The 22,427-nt window shown below is 73.1% G+C and carries 12 protein-coding genes; 3 read left to right on the forward strand and 9 right to left on the reverse strand.

The features are described from left to right. Nucleotides 1-114 precede the first annotated feature (114 nt). From pulA to ACIQCH_RS21190, 7 genes are all read right to left on the reverse strand, one after another. A complete protein-coding gene (pulA, locus tag ACIQCH_RS21160; protein WP_402582955.1) occupies nucleotides 115-5,478 on the reverse strand; it encodes a pullulanase-type alpha-1,6-glucosidase in 5,364 nt (1,787 codons plus the stop codon). 92 nt (nucleotides 5,479-5,570) lie between these two features. Next, nucleotides 5,571-7,304 carry a carbohydrate-binding module family 20 domain-containing protein gene (locus ACIQCH_RS21165; RefSeq protein ID WP_402582957.1) on the reverse strand — a complete coding sequence of 578 codons (1,734 nt, stop codon included), beginning with the start codon at nucleotides 7,302-7,304 and terminating at the stop codon, nucleotides 5,571-5,573. Nucleotides 7,305-7,506: 202 nt separating this feature from the next. Then, complete coding sequence (locus ACIQCH_RS21170; RefSeq protein WP_402582959.1) at nucleotides 7,507-8,628, reverse strand: LacI family DNA-binding transcriptional regulator; 1,122 nt, start codon at nucleotides 8,626-8,628, stop codon at nucleotides 7,507-7,509. Then, entirely contained in the window at nucleotides 8,613-10,262 is a 1,650-nt protein-coding gene (locus ACIQCH_RS21175) for a glycoside hydrolase family 13 protein (protein WP_402582963.1), read from the reverse strand. The genes ACIQCH_RS21170 and ACIQCH_RS21175 overlap by 16 nt, the downstream gene beginning before the upstream one ends. Before the next feature lie 129 nt (nucleotides 10,263-10,391). After that, a complete protein-coding gene (locus ACIQCH_RS21180; protein WP_402582965.1) occupies nucleotides 10,392-11,306 on the reverse strand; it encodes a sugar ABC transporter permease in 915 nt (304 codons plus the stop codon). 2 nt (nucleotides 11,307-11,308) lie between these two features. Beyond that, complete coding sequence (locus ACIQCH_RS21185) at nucleotides 11,309-12,319, reverse strand: carbohydrate ABC transporter permease (RefSeq protein WP_402582967.1); 1,011 nt, start codon at nucleotides 12,317-12,319, stop codon at nucleotides 11,309-11,311. Nucleotides 12,320-12,367: 48 nt separating this feature from the next. Further along, complete coding sequence (locus ACIQCH_RS21190; protein ID WP_402582969.1) at nucleotides 12,368-13,642, reverse strand: extracellular solute-binding protein; 1,275 nt, start codon at nucleotides 13,640-13,642, stop codon at nucleotides 12,368-12,370. A gap of 348 nt (nucleotides 13,643-13,990) precedes the next feature. On the opposite strand from ACIQCH_RS21190, the gene ACIQCH_RS21195 reads away from it, so the two are divergent. Next, the gene (locus tag ACIQCH_RS21195; protein WP_402582971.1) at nucleotides 13,991-15,013 is read left to right on the forward strand and encodes a LacI family DNA-binding transcriptional regulator; all 1,023 of its coding nucleotides are present in this window, start codon (nucleotides 13,991-13,993) and stop codon (nucleotides 15,011-15,013) included. 139 nt (nucleotides 15,014-15,152) lie between these two features. Beyond that, nucleotides 15,153-16,034, forward strand: a complete 882-nt coding sequence (locus ACIQCH_RS21200; RefSeq protein ID WP_402582973.1) for a phosphatase PAP2 family protein — start codon at nucleotides 15,153-15,155, stop codon at nucleotides 16,032-16,034. A 130-nt stretch (nucleotides 16,035-16,164) separates the two neighbouring features. Here the strand turns inward: ACIQCH_RS21200 and ACIQCH_RS21205 are convergent, their stop codons facing one another. Both ACIQCH_RS21205 and ACIQCH_RS21210 read right to left on the reverse strand, forming a co-directional pair. Beyond that, entirely contained in the window at nucleotides 16,165-16,530 is a 366-nt protein-coding gene (locus tag ACIQCH_RS21205; protein ID WP_402582975.1) for a YbjQ family protein, read from the reverse strand. A 109-nt stretch (nucleotides 16,531-16,639) separates the two neighbouring features. Next, complete coding sequence (locus tag ACIQCH_RS21210; RefSeq protein ID WP_402582977.1) at nucleotides 16,640-18,877, reverse strand: PIG-L family deacetylase; 2,238 nt, start codon at nucleotides 18,875-18,877, stop codon at nucleotides 16,640-16,642. A 400-nt stretch (nucleotides 18,878-19,277) separates the two neighbouring features. Between ACIQCH_RS21210 and ACIQCH_RS21215 the strand changes: the two genes are divergently transcribed. Next, nucleotides 19,278-22,292, forward strand: coding sequence for a bifunctional [glutamine synthetase] adenylyltransferase/[glutamine synthetase]-adenylyl-L-tyrosine phosphorylase (locus ACIQCH_RS21215; protein WP_402582979.1), 3,015 nt, complete (start codon nucleotides 19,278-19,280; stop codon nucleotides 22,290-22,292). Nucleotides 22,293-22,427: the final 135 nt, after the last annotated feature.

The following is a 22,427-nucleotide window of genomic DNA, read 5'->3' on the forward strand; positions in this document are numbered from 1 at the left end:
AACACCTCTGGGAACCTGAGCACTACCAAACGCAACAAACAGAGCAACACCGGGGGGGGGGGGCCCCCCCCCCCCCCCCGCGCGGCCCCCCCACCCCTCACCTTCCTCGGGCCGTCAGCCCTTCTTGAAGACCGCGACCGTGCGGCCCGGGACCGTGAACGTGCCGTCCCGGTACGAGGCCGCCCTGACCACCGCGTCCGCGCCGCCGGCCTGCACCGGGTGCAGGGCGTACGCCCGGCCGGCCAGGTCGGCCACGTGCTGGCGCTGTTCGCCCGGAGTGGCGTTGAAGACCACGACCAGGTCGCCCAGGGACATCGTGATCACGCCCGGGGTCTCGCCCGCGCCGGAGAGCGGGAAGGACAGGGCGGACTGCACCTCGGCGGTCGTGGCCAGGGCGAAGGCCGGCTCCGTGGTGCGGATGCGGAGCAGGTCCCCGTACGCCGCCGCGGCGCCGTCGATCTCGGCGCAGCCGGGCGCCTTCAGCCCGCTCAGCAGGGGCTTGGCGTACGCCCACTTGGCCCGGTTGTCGGCGGCCGGGGGCAGGCCGCGGCCGAAGCCGTTGCCGTCGCGGCAGTCCCAGTGGATCGCGTTGAACCAGTCGCCGCTGTCGAAGGAGTTGCGGTCCAGCGACTTGGAGCGCAGCAGGTCGGTGCCGGCCTGGGAGAGCGCCGGGCCCTGGGAGAGGGCGGCGGTGGCCATGGCCAGGACCTGCATGCGGGCCCGGTCCGGGGCCGCGGTGCCGCCCGGGAGCTTGTAGGCGAGGGCGTCGTACAGCGACTCGTTGTCGTGCGCGTCGACGTACGCGAGGGCGTCGCCGGGGGCGGCGGCGTAGCCGGCCGGGGCGCCGTTGTAGTCCACCTCGGAGCCCTTGACCGCGCGGCCGGTCGAGTCGGTGAAGGCGTACCCGGCCAGGTTGCCGGTGAGGCCGACCTTGATGAGGTCCTGGTCGTGCAGGAGGCGGGCCTTCTGCTGCTCGGGGGTGCCGTTGCCGGGGGCGCCGTTGGGGTCGGTGTACAGGCCGGAGGCGAAGCCCTGGAGGCGCGGGTCCTCGTCGAACGGGCCGCCGCCGCGGACGGCGTCGCGGGCCCGGTCGGAGAAGGTGGCGATGCCGGTGCCGGCCATGTTCTTCTGCGTGGCCTGGACGAAGCGGGCGTCGTCGGCGACCTCACCGAAGTTCCAGCCCTCGCCGTAGAGGATCACCTTCCTGCCGTCGACGCCGTCCTTCGCGACGGTCAGCGCGTCGAGGGCCTTGCGCACCGCCAGGATGTTGGCCTTGGGGTGGTGGCCCATGAGGTCGAAGCGGAAGCCGTCGACCTTGTACTCCTTGGCCCAGGTGACGACCGAGTCGACGACGAGCTTGCCCATCATGGCGTTCTCGGGCGCGGTGTTGGCGCAGCAGGTGGAGGTGGCCACGCTGCCGTCGGCCAGCAGCCGCTGGTAGTAGCCGGGCACGATGCGGTCGAGCACGGACTTGTCGGACTGGCCGGCGGCGACGGTGTGGTTGTAGACCACGTCCATGACCGTGCGCAGCCCGGCCCCGTTCAGGCCCTGCACCATGCGCCGGAACTCGACCGTGCGGGCCGTGCCCTCGGGGTCGCTGGCGTACGAGCCCTCGGGGACGGTGTAGTGCAGCGGGTCGTAGCCCCAGTTGTACGCGTCCTTGGCCGCGGCCCGGGTCGTGCAGGCCTGCTGTTCCTCGGAGTCGGGCGCGTAGACGGACAGGTCGCAGGCGGGCTCGGTGCGGTCGGCCGGCTTCTCGGGGATGGTGCCGATGTCGAAGGCGGGCAGCAGGTGCACGTACGAGGTGCCGTGGGCGGCGAGGTCGCGCAGGTGCTTCATGCCGGCGGAGCCGGTGTCGGTGAAGGCCAGGTACTGGCCGGGGTGGGCGGAGGTGCGGTCGGCGACGGAGAAGTCGCGGACGTGCAGCTCCTCGATCCGGGCGTTCCTGAAGGGCACGGCGGCCGGCTTCTTCAGGGTGGCCCAGCCGGCCGGCTCGAGGGCCGGGGCGGTGAGGTCCGCGGCCAGGCTGCGGGCCGAGTCGGTGGTCAAGGCGGTGGAATAGGGGTCGGTGACGAGGTTGGTGACGACCTGCTGGACGGTGGGGGCCCAGACGGTGACGGCGTACCGGTAGGGCGTGCCCTTCCAGTCGGCCGGGCCGGTGGCGGTCCACGTGCCGGAGGTGTCGTTCCGCTTCATCGGGACGGTGCGGCCGTCCAGTTCGAGGGCCACCGACTGCGCGGTGGGGGCCCACACGGACAGGCGGACGGAGCCGTCGCGGCCGAAGACCGGGCCGAGGGCGGCGCTGCCCGCGGAGGGGGCGTACAGGTCGTCGAGGACGCCGGCGAGCTGCACGCCGGTGGCGGCCAGGACCGCGCCGTTCGCGGCCCGGGCGGCGGCGACGAGCTGGCCGCGCAGGGCGGCGGGTACCCGGTCGCGGTCGCGGGGGTCGACGGAGTAGGCGGCGTAGGAGGCCAGGTGCGGGAAGCGGGCCTTCTGGGCGTCGGTCAGCGTCGTGCGGTTCAGGCGCAGCCACCGGGCGGTGCCGGTGAGGGTTCCGTCCGTCGCCTTGACCGAGCCGTCGCGGGAGGCGAGCAGCTGGGCGGAGGCGGCGGCCTCGGGGGCGTTCCAGGCGAGGGTGTCGCGGTCGATCCAGACGGCCTGGGCCTTGGTGAGGTCCAGGGCGGCGGCGGAGCCGGCGGCCTGCGGCAGCAGGTGCTTCTCCTGGCCGGCGAGGAGCCAGGCCTCGCCGCCGGTGGCCTTGAGGTCGAGGGACTGGTCGGCGGGGAGGTCCTTCTGGTCGCCGTTGTGGAGGATGTAGCTGAGCGAGGTCGCGCCGGGGGCCAGCGGTACCTCGTAGACCGCGCCGTACGCGTCGAAGCGGGCGGGCATCAGGGGCTTGGACCAGTCGGTGGGCTGGGCCGCGCCGGTCCAGGTGTGCAGGCCCCAGCCGTCGTACCGGCCGTCGGCGCGCCGGAGGTGCAGGACGGCCTTGCCGGTGTCGGGGGCCGGGTAGGGCGGCCGGTCGGTGCGGGCGGCGTCCTTGCCCTGCTCCAGCCAGATCTCGCCGGTCCTGGTGACGTCGATGGTGCGGTCGGCGGCGACGTCCTTGGTGCCGTCCTCGTCGATGACGAGGTAGCCGACGGAGGTGGCGCCGGGCTTCAGGCGGACCCAGGCGAAGGCGCCGTAGGCGTCGCGGCCGGTGAAGGCGTGCCCGGCGGGCCACTGGGTGCCCTCGCCGTCGGCGATGTCGCCCCAGGCGTACAGGCGCCAGTCGGTGTAGTCGCCGTCCGGGCGCTTGTAGTGGACGACCGCGTAGTCGCGCTGGGTGGCGGTGGGGACGTCCTTCGGGGGGACCCGGCCGGCGACGGAGTCGGCGAGCGCGCTCGCGGTGCGGCCGTCCGCGGAGACGACCACGGCCTTGTAGCGCAGGGCGGTGCCCTCGGGGGCGGTGACGTACTGGGTGACCTTGTACGGGGCGTGGTCGGCGGAGCCGAGCACCTGCCAGGGGCCGGTGCCGACCTGGGCGGCGAACACGACCCGGTTGCGGCCGCCGCCGGTGACGTCGGCGGAGAGCTCGACGGTGCCGGTGGCGCCGGCCGCGGGGGCCTTGAGGGTGACGGCGGGTGCGGTGGCGGGCGCCGGCAGCGGGGTGTCGGCCTTCAGCACGACGGAGCCGAGGGCGGGGACGGTGACGGTGACCTTGCCGCCGTCGCCGGTGCGGGCCGCGTCCTCGGTGCCGTACAGCGGGGCGAAGTCGGTGCCGGCGGCGCTGTCCACGGGGACCTGGACGGTCCTGGGCGCGGTGGCGTTGTTGGTGGCGACCAGGTACTCGGTGCCCGCGTAGGCGTCGGTGCGGGTGAAGGCGTAGACGGAGTCCTGGGAGAGGCGCTCGGTCTGGGTGCCGCCGGCGAGGCCGGGGTCGGTCCGGCGCAGCTTCGCGAGGGCGGCGATCTCCTTGTACAGCGGGTGCTGCGGGTCGTAGGCGTCGCTCGCGTGGGTGCGGTCGGTGCCGAGCTCGTCGTCGTCGAGGTAGTCGGCGGTCTTCGAGGCGAACATCGACTGGCGGGCGTCCTTGTCGCCGCCGGCGCCGGTGAAGCCCTGCTCGTCGCCGTAGTAGACGACGGGGTTGCCGCGGGAGAGGAACATCAGCTCGTTGGCGAGCCGGTAGCGGTCCAGCAGCTCGCCCTCGGCCTTGCCGGGGTTGTCCTGCTTCAGGAAGGTGCCGAAGCGGCCCATGTCGTGGTTGCCGAGGAAGGTCACCTGCTCGTAGGCGTTGGCCTTGCCGCTGGTGTACCGGTAGTCGTCGGCGAGGACGGAGCCGAGGCGGGCGGCCGGGCCGCCCTGGGAGGCGTACGCGCGGATCGCGTCCTGGAGCGGGAAGTCGAGGGTGGCGTCGAGCCGGCCGCGGGTGACGTACGGGGACGTGATCGCGGTGTCGGCGGAGTAGACCTCGCCGAACATGAAGAAGTCCGGGCGGCCGCGCTGGGCGGCGTACGTGTCGAGGGCGGTGGCCCACCGGGTCCAGAACTCGGTGTTGACGTGCTTGACCGTGTCGATGCGGAAGCCGTCGACGGCGAAGTCGCGGACCCACTTCTCGTAGATCTTCTCCATGCCGGTGACGACCTCGGGGCGCTCGGTCCACAGGTCGTCGAGGCCGGCGAAGTCGCCCTGGTCGGAGGACTCGCCGGCGAAGGTGGAGTCGCCCCGGTTGTGGTACATCGTCGGGTCGTTGAGCCAGGCCGGGACCTTGAGGTCCTTCTTGGCGGCGGGGACGACCGGCGTGCGCGGGAAGGAGTTCGGGCCCACCTTCGGGAAGGGGCGCGTGCCGTCGGCGTAGTCGGAGTCGTCGAAGGGCACGCCGTCCTTGGTGAGGTAGGGGAAGGCGCCCTTGGAGAGGTAGGCGGCGGAGTCCGGCTCGTACTGGACGACGTCGGCGGTGTGGTTGGCGATGACGTCGAAGAAGACCTTCATGCCCTTGCGGTGGGCGCCGTCGATCAGCTTGGCGAGGTCGGCGTTGGTGCCGAAGTGCGGGTCGACCTGGGTGAAGTCGGTGATCCAGTAGCCGTGGTAGCCGGCCGAGGCGTCCTTGCCGGTGCCTTGGACGGGCTGGTTCTTGAAGATCGGCGCCAGCCAGATGGCGGTGGTGCCCAGGCCCTTGATGTAGTCGAGCCGCTCGGTCAGGCCCTTGAGGTCGCCGCCCTGGTAGAAGCCCTTGTCGGTGGGGTCGAGGCCGGTCTCCAGGCGGGTGCCGGTGAGCCCCCCGCGGTCGTTGGCCGGGTCGCCGTTGGCGAACCGGTCGGGCAGCACGAAGTAGAACTGCTCGCGGGTGAGGTCGTGCCGGGCGGGCTCCTTGGCGAGCCGCGCGTCCGAGGGCGGGGCGGGCGGAGCGGCCGCGGCCGCGGGGACGGCGGGCGCGAGCGTCGCCGCCAGGGCGGCGGCGAGGCTGCCGGCCGCCGCGCGCAGGGCTGGGCGTATCAAGGGAGGGTCTCCTTGAGGTGGTGGTGAGGGCCGCCCGGCGGTGGCGGGGATCCTTACGGGTGCCGGGCGGCCCTGGCTCGGGGGGCGCGGGGTCAGTTGCGCCAGGTGTCGTTGAGCGTGACCTTGCCGTTCGCGGGGACGGTGGCGGTGCGGTTGGCGCCGCTCTCCCAGGTGACGTTGCCGGCGGCGTCCTTGCGGACGTACTTGTAGGCGAAGACGGTGCCGGCGGGGAGCGCGAGGTCGAGCTTCCACACGGGGTAGGCCGCCGGGTCGAGCTTGCGGGCGTTCGCCGGGTTCCAGCTGCCCAGCGCGCTCTGGTCGCCGGTCACGTAGACGTCCTGGCCCCAGCTGGTGGTGGCGTTGACCGCGAACGAGGCTCCCGTGTCCGTGACGGGCGGCGGGGTGGTGCAGGTGCGGGCCCCGGTGTGCAGGGCGAGGGCGGTGTCGGCGCCGAGGGTGGCCGTGAACTGGCCGGACCCGTTGACGGTGACGGTCCGGCCGCTCTGCACGTCGCAGTAGTCGCCGGCGGGGAGGGAGGTCTGGAAGGTGCGGGTGAGGGCGGAGGCCTCGTGGTTGATGGCGACGTACGCCTTGTCGCCGCGACCGAACGCGATCTGGTTGCCGCCGTTGTCCCACCAGTTCACGACACCCTGACCGTGGGCCGTGTTCCGGAAGGCGACCATGGAGGCGATCTCGCGCCAGGCGTGCTGGCACTTCCAGCCGTCGGTGTAGCAGGCGTTCACCGTGCCGCCGTTCGGCGGGCCGGCGTCCTTGTCGGTCCACTCGTAGCCGGAGTGGACGTCCGGGGAGCCGTACGGCCAGGCCAGCATGAAGACGGACGCGAGGGTGTAGCGGGCGCCGTCCTTGTAGTTGAGGGTGTCGCCGCCGCGCTCGGTGTCGTGGTTGTCGACGAACACCCCGGCCTGGGCGCTGGGCATGTAGCCCCAGGCCTCGCCGTAGTTCTTCAGGTACGCGAGCTTCTCGGAGCCGAAGACGCGCTTGAGGTCGCGGGCGTAGCGGAACTCCTGGACGTCGCCGGTGCCGAGGTACTCGGACGGCGAGACCGCCTCGCCGGCGCCGTAGATGGCCTCCTGCTTCCAGTAGGCGTTCGGGTTCGTCAGCCGCGACTTGATGTTGGCGAGGTCGGCGGCCGGCATGTGCTTGGCCGCGTCGATGCGCAGGCCGTCGACGCCGAGGGAGAGCAGGTCGTTGAGGTAACCGGCGATCCGGCCGCGGACGTACTCCTCGCCGGTGTCGAGGTCGGCGAGCTGGACGAGCTCGCAGTTCTGGACGTTGGCCTTGTCCTGGTAGTTGGAGATGGTGGCCCGGCAGTCGTCCATGTCGGCGCCCGAGTACAGGCCCGGGTAGTTGTACTTGGAGTACGCCGAGCCGCCGGTGCCGACGCCGGAGCCGTCCTGGCCGGCCATGTGGTTGATGACGGAGTCGGCGACGACCTTGACGCCGGCGGCGTGGCAGGTGTCGACCATCGCCTTGAACGCGGTGCGGTCGCCGAGGCGGCCGGCGATCTTGTAGCTGACGGGCTGGTACGAGGTCCACCACTGGGAGCCCTGGACGTGTTCCTGGGGCGGGGAGACCTGGACGTAGCCGTAGCCGGCGGGGCCGAGGCTGTCGGTGCACGCCTTGGCGACGTCGGCGAAGCGCCACTCGAAGAGGACGGCGGTCACGTCCTTGGCGCCGGGCGGGGTCGCGCCGGCCGGGGCGGCGGCCGGGCCCACGAGGGTGGTGGCCGCGGCCGCGGCGAGCGCGGCGGCGGCCGCCGTTCTCCTGACGCCCTTTCCGGTGGGGCGCCTCGGGGTGCGGTGCATGGGGGTCCTCCTGGCGGGAGAGGCGGGGATTGCCTGGACCGTAGGGGGGCCCCGGGATCATTGCAAGAGTTTGCGCAAGAGATTGCAGAAAAGTTTCGCGCAGGTGTCCCGGCGGGGCGGGAGGCGCATGGAAAACCCCGCCGCGGCCGGGGCGGCAGGCTCCGGCCGGGCGGGGTGGCGTTGACCCCGCGTGGTGTGCGGGTCAGGGCCCGGCCGTCACCACCGGCGCCGGGGCGGTGGAGCCCCGGACCACCAGCTCCGGCTGGAAGACGAACTCCGTGTGCGCGACCGGGTTCCCGCCCACCGCCTCCAGGAGCGCGCCGACCGCCGCGGTCGCCATGGCGCGGACCGGCTGGCGGACCGTGGTCAACGGCGGGTCGGTGAAGGGGATCAGCGGCGAGTCGTCGAAGCCGATGACCGAGACGTCCTCGGGGACGCGCAGCCCCCGCTGCCGCGCGGCCCGGATGGCGCCCAGCGCCATCGGGTCGCTGCCGCACACGATGCCCGTGCAGCCGCGGTCCAGCAGCGCCTGGGCGGCCGCGGCGCCGCCCTCCACCGTGAACAGCGTGCGCTGGATGTACGGTTCGGCGTCCTCGACCCCCAGCACGTCCGCCAGCGCCGCCGTGAAGCCCTCCGCCTTGCGGCGCGAGGGCACGTACCGGGTCGGTCCGACGGCCAGGCCCACCCGGCGGTGGCCCAGCTCGGCGAGGTGGCGCACCGCCATCGTCGCGGCCGCCCGGTCGTCCGGGGACACGAACGGCGCGTTGATGTCCTCGTTGTAGCCGTTGATGAGGACGAACGGCACGCCGCGCGCCGCCAGCCCCTGGTAGCGGGCCGGGTCGGCCGAGGCGTCGGCGTGCAGGCCGGACAGGAAGACGATGCCGGTGACGCCCCGCGCCTCCAGCTGCTCGACCAGTTCGTCCTCGGTGGCCCCGCCCGGGGTCTGCGTGCACAGCACCGGGGTGTACCCGTGCCCGGCCAGGGCCTGCTCGATGACCTGCGCGAAGGCCGGGAAGATGGGGTTGGTCAGCTCCGGGATGAGCAGCCCGACCAGGCCGTTGCTCTTGCGCCGCAGCCGCTGCGGACGCTCGTAGCCGAGGACGTCGAGGGCGGCCAGCACCTTGTGCCGGGTGGCGGCCGCGACGCCCGCGCGGCCGTTGAGCACGCGGCTGACGGTGGCCTCGCTGACGCCCGCCTGGGCGGCGATGTCGGCGAGGCGCAGGGTGCCGGCGGGGCCGGCCGGGCCGCCGTCAGGAGCGGCTCCGGCCGGCCCGCCGAGCGTGTCGGCGTCCCGCGGGACGGGAACGGTCACACCTGCCACCACACCGCGGTGTCGGCCGGCAGCTCGCCGGCCCCCGCGAGCGGGCCGCTGGCCAGCAACGGGGTGCCCGCGACCGGGTACGACACGGCCTCGCCCGTGGTGTTGACGGTGCACACCAGCGAGCCGCGGCGCAGGGCCAGGACGCCCTCGGGCGCCTCCAGCCACTCGACCTCTTCGCCGGCGCCCAGGTCGGGGTGGGAGCGGCGCAGCTTCAGCGCGGCCCGGTACAGCTCCAGGGTGGACTCGGGGTCGCCGGTCTGGGCCTCGACGCTGAGCCCGGCCCAGGAGTCGGGCTGCGGCAGCCAGCTCGGGCCGCCGGCGACCGGGCCGAAGCCGTACGGGGCCTCGGTGCCGGACCACGGGATCGGCACCCGGCAGCCGTCGCGGAAGCCGTCCTGGCCGGCGGCGCGGAAGAACGACGGGTCCTGGCGCACCTCGTCCGGCAGGTCGGTGACGTCGGGCAGGCCGAGCTCCTCGCCCTGGTAGACGTACGCGGAGCCGGGCAGCGACAGCATCAGCAGGGTGGCCGCGCGGGCCCGCCGCAGGCCGAGCTCGCGGTCGCCCTGCTCGCGCAGCTGGGTGCCCAGGCCCGCGGGGTTGGCGAAGCGGGTGGCGTGCCGGGTGACGTCGTGGTTGGACAGCACCCAGGTGGTGGGGGCGCCGACCGGGCGCATCGCGGCCAGCGAGCCGTCGATGACCTCGCGCAGCGCGGCGGCGTCCCAGTCGGTGGTGAGGTACTGGAAGTTGAAGGCCTGGTGCATCTCGTCGGGGCGGACGTACCGGGCGGTGCGCTCGACGGTGGGGGTCCAGGCCTCGGCGACCAGGACGCGGTCGCCCTCGTACTCGTCGAGGATCCGGCGCCAGGAGCGGTAGATCTCGTGGACGCCGTCCTGGTCGAAGAACGGCATGACGTCGTTGCCGAGCAGCTTGAGCTGGTCCTTGCCGCCGATGTCGGGCAGGCCGGGGGCCTTGACCAGGCCGTGCGCGACGTCGACGCGGAAGCCGTCGGCGCCCAGGTCCAGCCAGAAGCGCAGGATGGAGCGGAACTCGTCCTGGACGGCCGGGTGCTCCCAGTTGAAATCGGGCTGCTCGGGCGCGAAGAGGTGCAGGTACCACTCCCCGTCCGCGACGCGGGTCCAGGCCGGGCCGCCGAAGATGGACTCCCAGTCGTTGGGCGGCAGTTCGCCGTTCTCGCCCTTGCCGGGGCGGAAGTGGAAGCGCTCGCGCAGGCGGGAGCCGGGGCCCTCGCGCAGCGCCTGCTTGAACCACTCGTGCTGGTCGGAGCAGTGGTTGGGCACGAGGTCGACGATGATGCGCAGGCCGAGGGCGTGGGCCTCGCGGATCAGGGCGTCGGCGTCGTGCAGGGTGCCGAACATCGGGTCGATGGCCCGGTAGTCGGCGACGTCGTAGCCCGCGTCGGCCTGCGGGGAGGCGTAGAACGGGCTGAGCCAGACGGCGTCGACCCCGAGTTCCTTGAGGTAGGGGAGCCTGGTGCGCACGCCCTCGAGGTCGCCCATGCCGTCGCCGTTGCTGTCGGCGAAGCTGCGCGGGTAGACCTGGTAGATCACCGCGTCTCTCCACCATCCCGTGTGCGTGCCGGTGGTCGGTGCGGCGGGGGCAGCGAGGTGCTGGGTCATGTCATCCCTGAGGTTTCGGGGTGGGGCGGCGCCGCCGTGGTCGGCGGCGGCGCGGCGCTGGAACAGGTGCGTGGGTCGGGGGGTGGGCCGACGGGCCCGGGCCCTGTGCGGGGGCCCGGGCCTTCGGGGTCAGCCCTTGGTGGCGCCGGCGGTCATGCCGGCGACCAGGTGCCGCTGGGCGAAGACGAAGAAGATCGCCGCGGGGACCGCGATGAGGACCGAGGCCGCGGTCATCGGGCCCCAGTTGGCCGTGTACTGGGTGACGAAGGTCTGCAGGCCGCCGGCGAGGGTCAGGTTCTCGTCGCCGACCATGAACGCGGAGGCGTACGCGACCTCGCCCCAGGCGGTGATGAAGGAGTAGAAGGCGGTGACCGCCAGGCCCGGCTTGGCCAGCGGCAGGATGAGCCGCCAAAAGGTGCCGAACGGGTTCAGGCCGTCGACCCGGCCGGACTCGTCGATCTCCACCGGGATGGTGTCGAAGAAGCCCTTCATCATCCAGGCGCAGAACGGCACCGCGATGGTGAGGTACGTGATGATCAGGCCGACGGGCTGGTTCAGCAGGCCCAGGTCGCCCATCAGGTTGTAGAGCGGCACGATCAGGATGGCCATGGGGAACATCTGCGTGACGAGCAGGGTCCACATCAGCGGCCGCATGCCGGGGAACTTGAAGCGGCTGACGGCGTAGCCCGTGGTGGCCGCGATGAGGACGCCGAGCACGGTGGTGACGGCGGCGATCAGCGCGGAGTTGCCGAACCAGGTGAAGAAGGAGGTCTTGTCCACCAGGTAGCGGTAGTTGTCGAGCGTGGGCTCCTTGAAGAAGTCCGTGGTGATGGCGTACTTCGCGGGCTTGAGGGAGGTCAGGAGGACCCACAGGACCGGGAAGACGGCGACCACCGCGGCCACCGCGAGGGTGGCGTGCAGGCCGAAGGAGGCCAGCGGGGAGCGCTCGCCGCGCTGGCGGACCGGCTTGGCCGCCTTGGCGGGGGCCGCGCCCGCGGGGGCGTCCGCGGCGGTGCCGGCGGTGGGGGCGTTCGTCGTGGCCATGGTCACCACACCTCTCCCTGCTTGCGCAGCGAACGCCGGTAGACCAGCGCGAAGATCATGAGCAGCGCGAGGATCAGCACGCCCCAGGTCGCCGAGCCGGCGAAGTCGCGCGGCGTGGAGATGAAGGCCTGGCGGAAGGCCTGGGTCACCAGGATCTCCGTCGAGTCGCCGGGCCCGCCCCGGGTGAGCAGGTAGATCACCGGGAACATGTTGAAGGTCCAGATGGTGGAGAGCAGGACCACCGTCATGCTGACGGTGCGCAGCCCGGGCATCGTGATGTGCCGGAAGCGCTGCCAGGGGCCGGCGCCGTCCATCTCGGCGGCCTCGTAGAGCTCGCCGGGGATGGACTGCAGGCCGCCGAGCAGGGCCACCATCATGAAGGGGACGCCCAGCCAGACGTTGACCGCGATGACCGAGACCTTGGCCCAGGTGGGGTCGTCGAGCCACGGGATCGCGGATATGCCGCCGCCCTCGAGGAGCTTGTTGAGGATGCCGTTGTCCCGGTTGAAGAGGAACCGCCAGGCGAAGACGGACACGAAGCCGGGGACGGCCCACGGCAGGATGAGCGCCATCCGGTAGAAGCCGCGGCCCCGGAAGGTCCGGTTGAGCATGTTGGCGAGGGTCAGGCCGAGCGCGAAGGTGATGGACACGCAGGCCACGGTCCACACCACGGTCCACACCAGGCGCTGCAGGAAGACCGGGTCGCCCAGCACCGCCGCGTAGTTGTCGAGGCCGACGAACTCGTAGGTGGCGTCGATGTGGTTGACGCCGATGGTGCGGGCGACGTTGCGCTCGTTGGCGTCGGTCAGCGACAGGTAGATGCCGCGGACCAGTGGCCAGCCGATGATCACGCCGAGCACGATGACGACCGGGGCCACCATGGCCCAGGCGTACCAGTGCGTGGACAGGGCCCTGCGGATGCCTCCGGGGCGCTGGTCAGTCCTGCGGCTCCGGCCGCGGGCGATGTCATCGCCCGCGGCCTTCGCCACCGACTGGCTGGTGTGCACAGCCATCTCAGTCGGCCTGCCTTCCTCTACCGTCTTCCGTCTGGCCCGTGGGCCTTACTTCCAGCCCTTGAGGATCTTGCGGAACTCGGCGCCGGCCGCCTTGGCCGCGTCCTCGGGGCTCGCCGCACCGGTCACGGCCTTGGTGTACTGCACCTGGAGCGGGGCGAACAGGCTGCCGTTCTCCGGGATCCAGGCGCGCTCGACGGCCTTGTCGACGGCGGGCTTGAAGAACTGGACCATCGTGTTGCCCTTGACGTCCGCGGCCTCGTAGGCGGCGGTGCGGGTGGGCAGCAGGCTGAGGTCCTTGGTCGTCTGCACCTGGACCTCCTGGGAGGTCATGTAGTCGACGAAGGCGTGCGCGGCGTCGCGGTTCTTGGACCCGGCGTAGACGGCCAGGTCGTGGCCGCCCTGCGGGGCGCCCTGGCCGGCGGAGCCGGCCGGGACCGCGGCGATGCCGAGGTTGCCCTTGTCCTTGAACTCGTCACCGGCGTAGGCGTCGGCGACGGCCCAGGGGCCGTTGACCATCATGGCGACCTTGCCCGACTTGAAGGCGGTCTCCATGTTGTTCCAGCCGTCGGTGGCGTTGGTGATCGCGGCACCGGAGGTGACCAGGTCGCGGGCGGCCTTGAAGGCCTTCACGCCGGCCGGGCCGTCGACCGTGACGGTCTTGTTCTTCGCGTCGACCAGGTCGCCGCCCTCGCCGTAGATGAGGGGCAGGAACCAGTAGGAGTCGTCGCCGCGCAGGTACAGGCCGGTCTTGCCGGTCTTGGACTTGATCGTGGCGGCGGCCTTCTTCAGCTCCTCGAGGGACTTCGGCACCTCGACGCCGGCGTCCTTGAGGATCTTCTTGTTGTAGAAGAGGCCCATCGTGTCGATGACCTGCGGGACCGCGTACGTGGTGCCCTCGAACTTGCCGGAGGCGGCGGCCTGCGCGAGGAACTCGCCGTCGACCTTCTTGGCGGCGTCGGCGGGGACCTTGTCCAGGTAGCCGAGCGAGGCGAAGTCGGCGACCCAGCCGACGTCGGCGCGGATGACGTCCGGGGCGTCGGAGCCGCTGCTGAAGGAGTTCTTGATCTTGTTCTGGGCCTCGCCGTACGGCACGTTGACGTACTTGACGGTGACCTTGGGGTGCTTGGCGGTGAAGCCCTCGGCCAGCTTCTGGAAGACGGCCTTCTCCGTGTCGCCGGAGGTGTCCCACCAGGTGACCGTACCGGTGAGCTCGCCGCCCGCCTTCTTGTCGCCGCTGTCGTCGCCCTTGTCGCCGCCGCAAGCCGTTGCCGCGAGCGCCAGGGCCGCGACCAGCGCGGTGGCCGCTATGCCACGCCGCATGTGAACTCCTTCAGTGATGCCCGTCCGCCTCGTCGCGGTCCCGAGTTGCAGGGAACGTAACAAGGCCGAAAGCCATCGGAAAGACCTTGCGGCAAATTTCTGCAAGGAGTGGGGATCGTTACACCCACGTGTCCGGAAGGTTGCTGCGCCTTGCTGTCGCTTTCGGCCGCGCAGCCCCGTAACCCCGGAGCTCATGCGGATGTTGTCCCGTTATGACCTTTACGTCCGACGCAAAGTCTGCAAGGGCTTCCTGCAAGTCGCCAGCACGGCCCGCACCCCCGTCGGCCGCCCCCGCAGTGCCCCCGATTCGGTGGGAAATCTGACATGCGACCGGTACAGTCCACTCCCATGACCGCGAGGCTTGCCGACATCGCAGCCCAGGCGGGGGTCAGCGAAGCCACAGTCAGCCGCGTGCTCAACGGCAAGCCCGGTGTGGCCGCGGCCACCCGCGAGTCCGTGCTTGCCGCGCTCGACGTCCTGGGGTACGAGCGGCCGGTGCGTTTGCGCCAGCGCAGCGCCGGACTCGTCGGCCTGATAACCCCCGAGCTGGACAACCCGATCTTCCCCGCCCTCGCCCAGGTCATCGGCCAGGCCCTCACGCGCCAGGGGTACACCCCGGTGCTGGCCACCCAGACCCCCGGCGGCTCCACCGAGGACGAGCTCACCGAGATGCTCGTCGAGCGCGGCGTCTCCGGCATCATCTTCGTGTCCGGCCTGCACGCGGACACCACCGCGGACACCGGTCGCTACGACCAGCTCCGCGCCCAGGGCGTCCCCTACGTCCTGATCAACGGCTTCTCCGCGAAGGTGCAGGCGCCGTTCGTCTCCCCCGACGACCGGGCCGCGATGCAGCTGGCCGTCACGCACCTCACCGCGCTGGGCCACACCCGCATCGGGCTCGCGGTCGGCCCGAAGCGGTTCGTGCCCGTACTGCGCAAGATCGAGGGCTTCGTCGCGGGCATGAAGGAGCGGCTGGGGCTCACCTCCGAGGAGGCGGAGGAGCTGATCCAGCACTCCCTCTACTCCCTCGAGGGCGGCCAGGCCGCGGCCGGCGCCCTCATCTCCCGCGGCTGCACGGCCGTGGTGTGCGCCAGCGACATGATGGCCCTCGGCGCGATCCGGGCCGCCCGCCAGCAGGGGCTGCGGGTCCCGCAGGACATCTCGGTGGTCGGCTTCGACGACTCCCCCCTCATAGCGTTCACCGATCCGCCGCTGACCACCATCCGGCAGCCCGTGCAGGCGATGGGCCAGGCCGCCGTGCGCACGCTGCTGGAGGAGATCGGGGGCACCCCCGCCCCGCACACCGAGTTCGTCTTCATGCCCGAACTCGTCGTCCGCGGCTCGACCGCGTCCGGACCGGGGCGGGCGTGATCCGGGCCCGTACCCGGGCGTAAGGGACATGCACCCCGCCCCCCAGGGGTCGGGGTAGTCCTCCGGGCTGATCGGGTGCGGCCAAGACCGTCCCGAGGGATGATCGGACGGATAGACCCATCTGGCAGACTCTTTCCCTATGGGTGAAGCGAGCGTGAAGACACTGGAAACCCGGACGGACGTCTCGTCACCCACCGTGAGCGAGCCCCCTCCGGGGCCCAGTCGCACCCTGGTCGAGCGGCTGCGCGCCCCGCGACGTCCCCGCCTCTGGTTCGAGGTCGTGCTGATCGCGATCAGCTACTGGACGTACTCGCTGATCCGCAACGCGGTCCCGGAGCAGAAGGCCGCCGCGCTGCGCAACGCCGACTGGCTGTGGCAGCTGGAGCACACCCTCGGCATCGCCGTCGAGAAGACGATCAACCACGCGGTGGACTCCGTCACCTGGCTGATCGTCGGCATGAACTACTACTACGCCACGCTGCACTTCTTCGTGACCATCGGCGTGCTGGTGTGGCTCTACCGCAGCCATCCCGGCCGGTACGCCGCCACGCGCCTGGTGCTCTTCGCGACCACCGGCGTCGCCCTGGTCGGCTACTACCTGTACCCCCTGGCCCCGCCGCGCCTCATGAGCGGCGAGAACTTCGTCGACACGGTGCTCGTGCACCACACCTGGGGCTCGATGGCCTCCGGCAACTTCAAGCACGTGTCGAACCAGTACGCCGCCATGCCCTCCATGCACATCGGCTGGTCGCTGTGGTGCGGGCTGACCATCTTCGCGCTGGCCTCGGTGCCGTGGGCGCGGGTGCTGGGACTGCTCTACCCGGTCGCCACCCTGGTGGTCATCGTGGCCACCGCCAACCACTTCTGGCTGGACGCCGTCGGCGGCATGCTGTGCCTCGCCTTCGGCTTCGGCGTCTCGCTGGCCTGGTACGGATCGCTGCCCCACCGGCTGCCGCGGCAGCCGCTGGACGCGTCCCCGCCGCCGCTGTCGAACGCGCTGCTGAACCGCATACGCCGCTGAGTCGCCGGGAGCCGGGTCGCCGGGAGCAGCCGGTCGTACGCCGGCCACGCACCACGAAGGGCCCCCGTACGGGTATGCGGGGGCCCTTCTCCGTGCCCGGGCCGTCGTGCCCGGGGCCGTCGACCGTCGACTACTCCGGACCGATCACGACGGCCGTGCCGTACGCGCACACCTCCGTGCCGACGTCGGCCGCCTCGGTGACGTCGAACCGCATCGCCAGGACGGCGTTCGCGCCGCGCACCCGGGCGTGCTCGGCGAGCCGGTCCATGGCCTGGTTGCGGGTCTCCACGAGGGTCTTGGTGAGGCCCTTGAGCTCGCCACCGATCATGGACTTCAGGCCCGCGCCGATCTGGCTGCCGACGTGGCGCGAGCGGACGGTCAGGCCGAAGACCTCCCCGATCACCCGCTGCACGCGGTATCCCGGCACGTCGTTGGTGGTGACGACGAGGATGGTGGACTCGGGCCCTTGGCCGCCGCCGAAGTCATCGATTCCCATGGGGCCAGCCTCGTGGCGCCCCCTCCCCGGCGCACGCCGGGAACGCCCGGACGGGCGTCCCCGGCTTCCACCGGCGTGCGTCGGCATGCGCCCCGGGCAGTGGGGCCGCCTACTGCGGCGGTCGCCCGCCGGAGGCGGCGCCCGGCATCCGGCGCGGCTCCTTGGCGTCCTCCGGCTCGCTGACCGCGAGCCGCCACGGCTGCGGCCGCCGCCGCAGGTCGGCGCCCGTACCCGGACCCTTGCCGCGGGTGGTGCCGGCGCCCGTACCGGCGCCGGCGCGGGAGCCGGGGTGCGCCGCGGGACCGGTACCGGGGCCGGTGCCCTTCGGGTACGTCGTCCAGTGCAGCTGCGCGTCCAGCCCGAGCACCGCCATCGTGGACGCGCCCGAGGCCTCCACCGTGCCCGCCGGCGCACCCGCGAAGAGCACCTCCGACTCGGTCCAGGCCGGCGGGACCGCGCGCGGCGCGACCGCGACGGTGCCGGCCGCCGCGCGTCCGGTGAGGAAGGTGCCGGCCGTGCCCACCGCGCCGTAGCCCGAGCCGGCCCCGAGGTCGCCGACCGGCGAGATCCGCGGCCCGGTGCCGGTCGCGTCCACCCGCACGCCGCGCACCGCCCCCGAGTCCGGCTTGCGGAAGAGGATCCGTACGCCCTTGCCCTCCGGCACCGCCGTCAGCGGCACGGTGGTGGCCGGCAGGCCCGTCCGGTACGGGCCGGTCAGCGGGCCGCCCGGGACGAGCTGGAGCCAGGCCAGCACGGTGCGCGCGGTGGTGCCGAAGACGTACCGGCGGCCGGCGGAGTCCTCGGCCGTCTGCGGGTCGTTCTGCAGGTCGGCCCCGCCCAGCCGCTGCCACGGGCCCCAGTGGCCGTCGGGCCCCTGCTCGCGCACGCGCAGCGTGCGCCGGGCGTCGCGCACGTACACCGCGAGCCGGCCGCTGCCGTCGAGCACGACCGGCGCCGGGCCGCTGATGGCGGAGGTGCCCGCCGCGTCGGAGGCCTCCGGAGTGCCGAGGGACTGCCAGTAGCCGAAGGGGCCGCCCGCGGTCCGCTGCTCGGCGTACACCACGTCGCGGCGGTAGTCCTCGGCCCGCTCGCCGAGGGTCGTCCGGGTGCCGAAGACGCCGATCCGGCCGTCGGGGAGCCGGACGGCCCAGGCGCCCGGGTCGAGGTCACCACCGGGGAGGGCGTGGAACAGGTCGGGGCCGGTCCAGCGGCCCTGCGGGCCGGTGCGGTGCCACAGGGCCATGCGCCCGTCGAGGACGGCGAAGGCGTAGAGCCCGCCGCCGGGCCCCTGCGCCAGCCAGGACGTGCTCTCGCCGCGGGTGTAGCGCAGGGACTGCGCCCAGTTGTAGCCGGTGGGGCGGGCGGCCACCTTGCGGTCGCCGCAGCCGGCCGGGCTGCCGCAGAAGGGGTCGCGGTCGAGCCAGGCGTACGTCTTGAGGAAGCGGACCTTGGCGTTGGCGGTGGCCGGGTCCAGCACGTGGGGCAGGGAGCTGTTGAGGTAGCCCAGGTAGTTCTGAACGGAGAAGTGCGGGCGGTCCTTGAACTGCGCGTACCGGGATATCGCGGCCTGCGCGAAGCGGGCGCCGTACACGTGGTCCTGGTGGTCGGTGACCTTGCCGCTGCGGGCGAACCGGCCCGGGGTGGGGTCCTGCATCCGTATCGTCATGGGCTTGAACCGCTCCAGCACGCCGGCGATGGTGCGTATGAGCTGGTCCTTCGTGTACACGAACGGGCTGGTGACCGGAGTCCCGGAGGCCAGCTGCGACTCCAGGCCGCCGATCCGGCCGTTCCACAGCCCGCGCAGGCTGTCGGGCCGGTCGGCGGATATGGTCCGCGCCTCCCGCAGCTGGAGCCAGACCAGGCTGACCTCGGGCCGGGCCACGAGGGTGTCGACCTCTGCGGTGCCGCCACCGGCGGTGGGGACGGCGGCCCGCCGCCAGGAGCTGGCCCGGTCGCCGGTGGCCATCTGCGCGTACGCGGAGCGGATGCCGTTCTGGCGGGCCTCGGCGTAGCGGGCCCGGTCGGGGGCCGGGCGGGGGTCCTTGAGGTGGGGGCCGCGGGCGGCGTTGACCCCGTCGGACTCGCCGGAGGTGAGGTAGGCGGTGGTCAGGCCGGAGCCGGTGGTGAGGGAGCGGCTGAGGTCCGGGTTCATGAAGAAGAGGTCGTCGTCCGGGTGCGCGACGACCTGGAGCACGGTGCCCCCGACGGTGCGGGTGGGGGCGGCGGCGGGCTCCGGCGAGTCCAGCGCGGTGACCTCGCCTCCGGTCACCACGGCCGCGGCACCGACCGCGCCCGCGAGGAGCACGGTGACGAGGGCCGCGGAGCGAATGCGGCGGGCAGGGGCCATGGGGTACGCCTTGGGGTCGGGACGGCGGGCGGGGGTGGGTCGGGGGTACTGCTGAGTGCCGGGGGCTGGGTGCTGGGAGCTGGGTGCTGGGTGCTGGGTGCTGGGTGCTGGCAGTCAGTCAGAGGGAGATCGGGGGCGGTCGGTTCATCGGGGGGTTCGATTCGTCGGGTTCGGTGGGGTTCAAGGCCTTTGTTCGGTTGTGGGGTTGTCCGGCCGCCGTACGGACGCCGGGGCGCCCGACCCGCGGGCCGGACCCGCCCCCCGATCGGCCCGGACCCGACCCGCTGCCGGCCCGGCTCGACCCGCGATCGGCCCGGCCCGGCCCGCGTCCGGCTAGGCTCGGAACCCGGATTCCGGCAGGGCAGGCCGGAGCGGACGCCAGGGAAGCGGAGGCGGCGGGATGACGGTCCCCGGACGCAGGAGCAGTACCTTCAGCAGGCTGCTCCGGCACGGATTCACCGACCCCTCGGCCGCGGAGCGTCTGTTGGACGCACCGGAGCTGGCTTCGGTTCGCACCGATCCGGTGCTCCTCGACGCACTGGGCGCGGTTGCCGACCCAGATCTTGCCCTACGCGGTCTGACGCGCCTCGCGGAGGCCCAGGATCCGGACGGCCGGACCGCCCTGCTCTCGACCCTGCTGGCGGCCAAACCGCTGCGGGACCGGCTGCTCGGCGTGCTCGGCGCCTCCGAGGCGCTCGGCGACCACCTGGCCCGGCACCCGCACGACTGGCAGGCGCTGGTCACGTACGAGGCGGCCGATCTGCACCCGGGCCTGGCGGAGTTCGAGGCCGGCCTGGCCGAGGCCCACGACCCGGTCGCGCTGCGGGTGGCGTACCGGCGCTGCCTGCTGTCCATCGCGGCCCGGGACGTGTGCGGGACCACGGACGTCGCCCAGACCGCCGCCGAACTGGCCGACCTGGCGACGGCCACGCTGCGCGCGGCGCTGCGGATCGCGACGGCGGCGGCGCCCGGGGACGCGGCGCTGTGCCGGCTCGCGGTCATCGCGATGGGCAAGTGCGGCGGCCACGAGCTCAACTACGTCTCGGACGTGGACGTCATCTTCGTCGCCGAGGCGGCCCCGCACCCGGCGGAGGTGCCGGGCGCCGCGGTCGCGGACGAGGCCAAGGCCCTGCAGGCGGCGACGCGGCTGGCCTCCCACCTGATGCGCATCTGCTCGGAGACCACCGTCGAGGGCACGATCTGGCCGGTGGACGCGAACCTGCGGCCGGAGGGGCGCAACGGGCCGCTGGTGCGCACCCTGTCCTCGCACATGGCGTACTACCAGCGGTGGGCGAAGACCTGGGAGTTCCAGGCACTGCTCAAGGCGCGGCCGGTGGCCGGCGACGCGGAGCTGGGCGACGCGTACGTCTCGGCCATAAGTCCCCTGGTGTGGCAGGCGGCCGAGCGGGAGAACTTCGTCGCCGACGTCCAGCAGATGCGCCGCCGCGTCGTCGACAACATCCCGGCCTCCGAGGTCGAGCGGGAGCTGAAGCTGGGTCCGGGCGGGCTGCGGGACGTGGAGTTCGCCGTCCAGCTGCTCCAGCTCGTGCACGGCCGCGGCGACGCCTCCCTGCGCTCCCCCACCACCCTCGACGCGCTCCAGGCGCTGGCCGCCGGCGGGTACGTGGGCCGGGCCGACGCGGCCCAGCTGAACGACGCGTACCGCTTCCTGCGCGCCATGGAGCACCGCATCCAGCTGTACCGGCTGCGGCGCACGCACCTGGTGCCGGAGGACGAGGCCGACCTGCGGCGGCTGGGGCGCTCGCTGGGGCTGCGCACCGAGCCGGTGGCCGAACTGAACAAGGCCTGGCGGCGGCACGCCTCGGTGGTGCGGCGGCTGCACGAGAAGCTGTTCTACCGGCCGCTGCTGGACGCCGTCGCGCAGCTCGCACCCGGCGAGACCCGGCTGAGCGCGACCGCCGCGACCGAGCGGCTGGTGGCCCTCGGGTACGCCGACCCCGCCTCGGCCCTGCGCCACCTGGAGGCGCTGGCCTCGGGGGTCACCCGCAAGGCCGCCATCCAACGGACGCTGCTGCCGGTGCTGCTGGGCTGGTTCGCCGACTCGGCCGACCCGGACGCGGGCCTGCTGGGCTTCCGGAAGGTCTCCGACGCGCTCGGCAAGACGCCCTGGTACCTGCGGCTGCTGCGGGACGAGGGGGCCGCCGCCGAGAACCTGGCGCGCGTCCTGTCCGCCGGCCGGCTCGCCCCCGACCTGCTGCTGCGGGCCCCCGAGGCGGTGGCACTGCTCGGCGACGCGGAGGGGCTCAGGCCGCGCGGGCGGGAGGGGCTGGAGCAGGAGGTGCTGGCGGCGGTGGGGCGTGCCGACGACGCCGAGTCCGGCGTCACCGCCGTGCGCGGCGTGCGGCGCCGGGAGCTCTTCCGTACCGCCGCGGCCGACATCGTGGACTCGTACGGCACCGAGGAGAACCCGGTCGAGGAGGACCCCGGGCTGCTGGTGGACCGGGTGGGCGCCGCCCTGACCGACATCACCGCCGTCACCGTCGCCGGGGCGCTGCGGGCCGCGGTGCGCGCCCAGTGGGGCGAGGAGCTGCCCACCCGCTTCGCCGTCATCGGCATGGGCCGCTTCGGCGGCCGCGAGCTGGCCTACGGCTCCGACGCGGACGTCCTGTTCGTCCACGAGCCGCGCGAGGGCGTGGACGAGCAGGAGGCGGCCAAGGCCGCCCAGACCGTCATCGCCGAGATGCGCCGGCTGCTCCAGCTCCCCACCGCCGACCCGCCGCTCCTCATCGACGCGGACCTGCGGCCGGAGGGGCGCAGCGGACCGCTGGTGCGCACCCTGGCCTCGTACGCGGCGTACTACCGCCGCTGGTCCCTCGTCTGGGAGAGCCAGGCCCTGCTGCGCGCCGAGCCGATGGCGGGCGACCCTGACCTCGGGGCCCGCTTCGTCGAGCTCGTCGACCCGCTGCGCTACCCGGTGGAGGGCCTGCACGAGGACGACGTCCGCGAGATCCGCCGCCTGAAGGCCCGCATGGAGTCCGAGCGCCTCCCCCGCGGCGCCGACCCGACCCTGCACACCAAGCTCGGCCGCGGCGGTCTGAGCGACGTGGAGTGGACCGTGCAGCTGCTGCAGATGCGGCACGGCTGGGCGGAGCCGGGCCTGCGCACCACGCGCACCCGCGAGGCCCTGGCCGCGGCCCACGCGGCGGACCTGATCCCCACCGAGGAGGCGCAGATCCTCGACGAGGCCTGGGTCCTGGCCACCCGCGTCCGCAACGCCGTCATGCTGGTCCGCGGCCGCGCGGGCGACACCTTCCCCTCCGAACCCCGCGAGCTCGCCGCCGTCGCCCGCTACCTCGGCTACTCCACGGGCCGCGTCGGCGAGATGCTCGACGACTACCGCCGCACCACCCGCCGCGCCCGCGCGGTGGTCGAGGAACACTTCTACGGGGCGTGAGCACACGCTGCCGGCCGCCGACCCGTCACCGGCGGCGGGCGGCCGGCTCCGGCCCAGAGCCCGTTCCCCTGACGGCAACGAGCCCACAACGAGCCCGGGCCGGCGGCTGTGTGCCGCCGGCCCGGGGTGCCGTGT

It is taken from the genome of Streptomyces sp. NPDC093225 (assembly GCF_044753805.1).
In the GTDB taxonomy this organism is placed as follows: domain Bacteria; phylum Actinomycetota; class Actinomycetes; order Streptomycetales; family Streptomycetaceae; genus Streptomyces.

Bases quoted from the DNA above. Each gene is read 5' to 3' on its own strand.
- ACIQCH_RS21165 (WP_402582957.1), bottom strand. From the start codon at position 7,304: ATGCACCGCACCCCGAGGCGCCCCACCGGAAAGGGCGTCAGGAGAACG.
- ACIQCH_RS21175 (WP_402582963.1), bottom strand. From the start codon at position 10,262: ATGACCCAGCACCTCGCTGCCCCCGCCGCACCGACCACCGGCACGCAC.
- ACIQCH_RS21180 (WP_402582965.1), bottom strand. From the start codon at position 11,306: ATGGCCACGACGAACGCCCCCACCGCCGGCACCGCCGCGGACGCCCCC.
- ACIQCH_RS21185 (WP_402582967.1), bottom strand. From the start codon at position 12,319: ATGGCTGTGCACACCAGCCAGTCGGTGGCGAAGGCCGCGGGCGATGAC.
- ACIQCH_RS21190 (WP_402582969.1), bottom strand. From the start codon at position 13,642: ATGCGGCGTGGCATAGCGGCCACCGCGCTGGTCGCGGCCCTGGCGCTC.
- ACIQCH_RS21195 (WP_402582971.1), top strand. From the start codon at position 13,991: ATGACCGCGAGGCTTGCCGACATCGCAGCCCAGGCGGGGGTCAGCGAA.
- ACIQCH_RS21200 (WP_402582973.1), top strand. From the start codon at position 15,153: ATGGGTGAAGCGAGCGTGAAGACACTGGAAACCCGGACGGACGTCTCG.
- ACIQCH_RS21205 (WP_402582975.1), bottom strand. From the start codon at position 16,530: ATGGGAATCGATGACTTCGGCGGCGGCCAAGGGCCCGAGTCCACCATC.
- ACIQCH_RS21210 (WP_402582977.1), bottom strand. From the start codon at position 18,877: ATGGCCCCTGCCCGCCGCATTCGCTCCGCGGCCCTCGTCACCGTGCTC.
- ACIQCH_RS21215 (WP_402582979.1), top strand. From the start codon at position 19,278: ATGACGGTCCCCGGACGCAGGAGCAGTACCTTCAGCAGGCTGCTCCGG.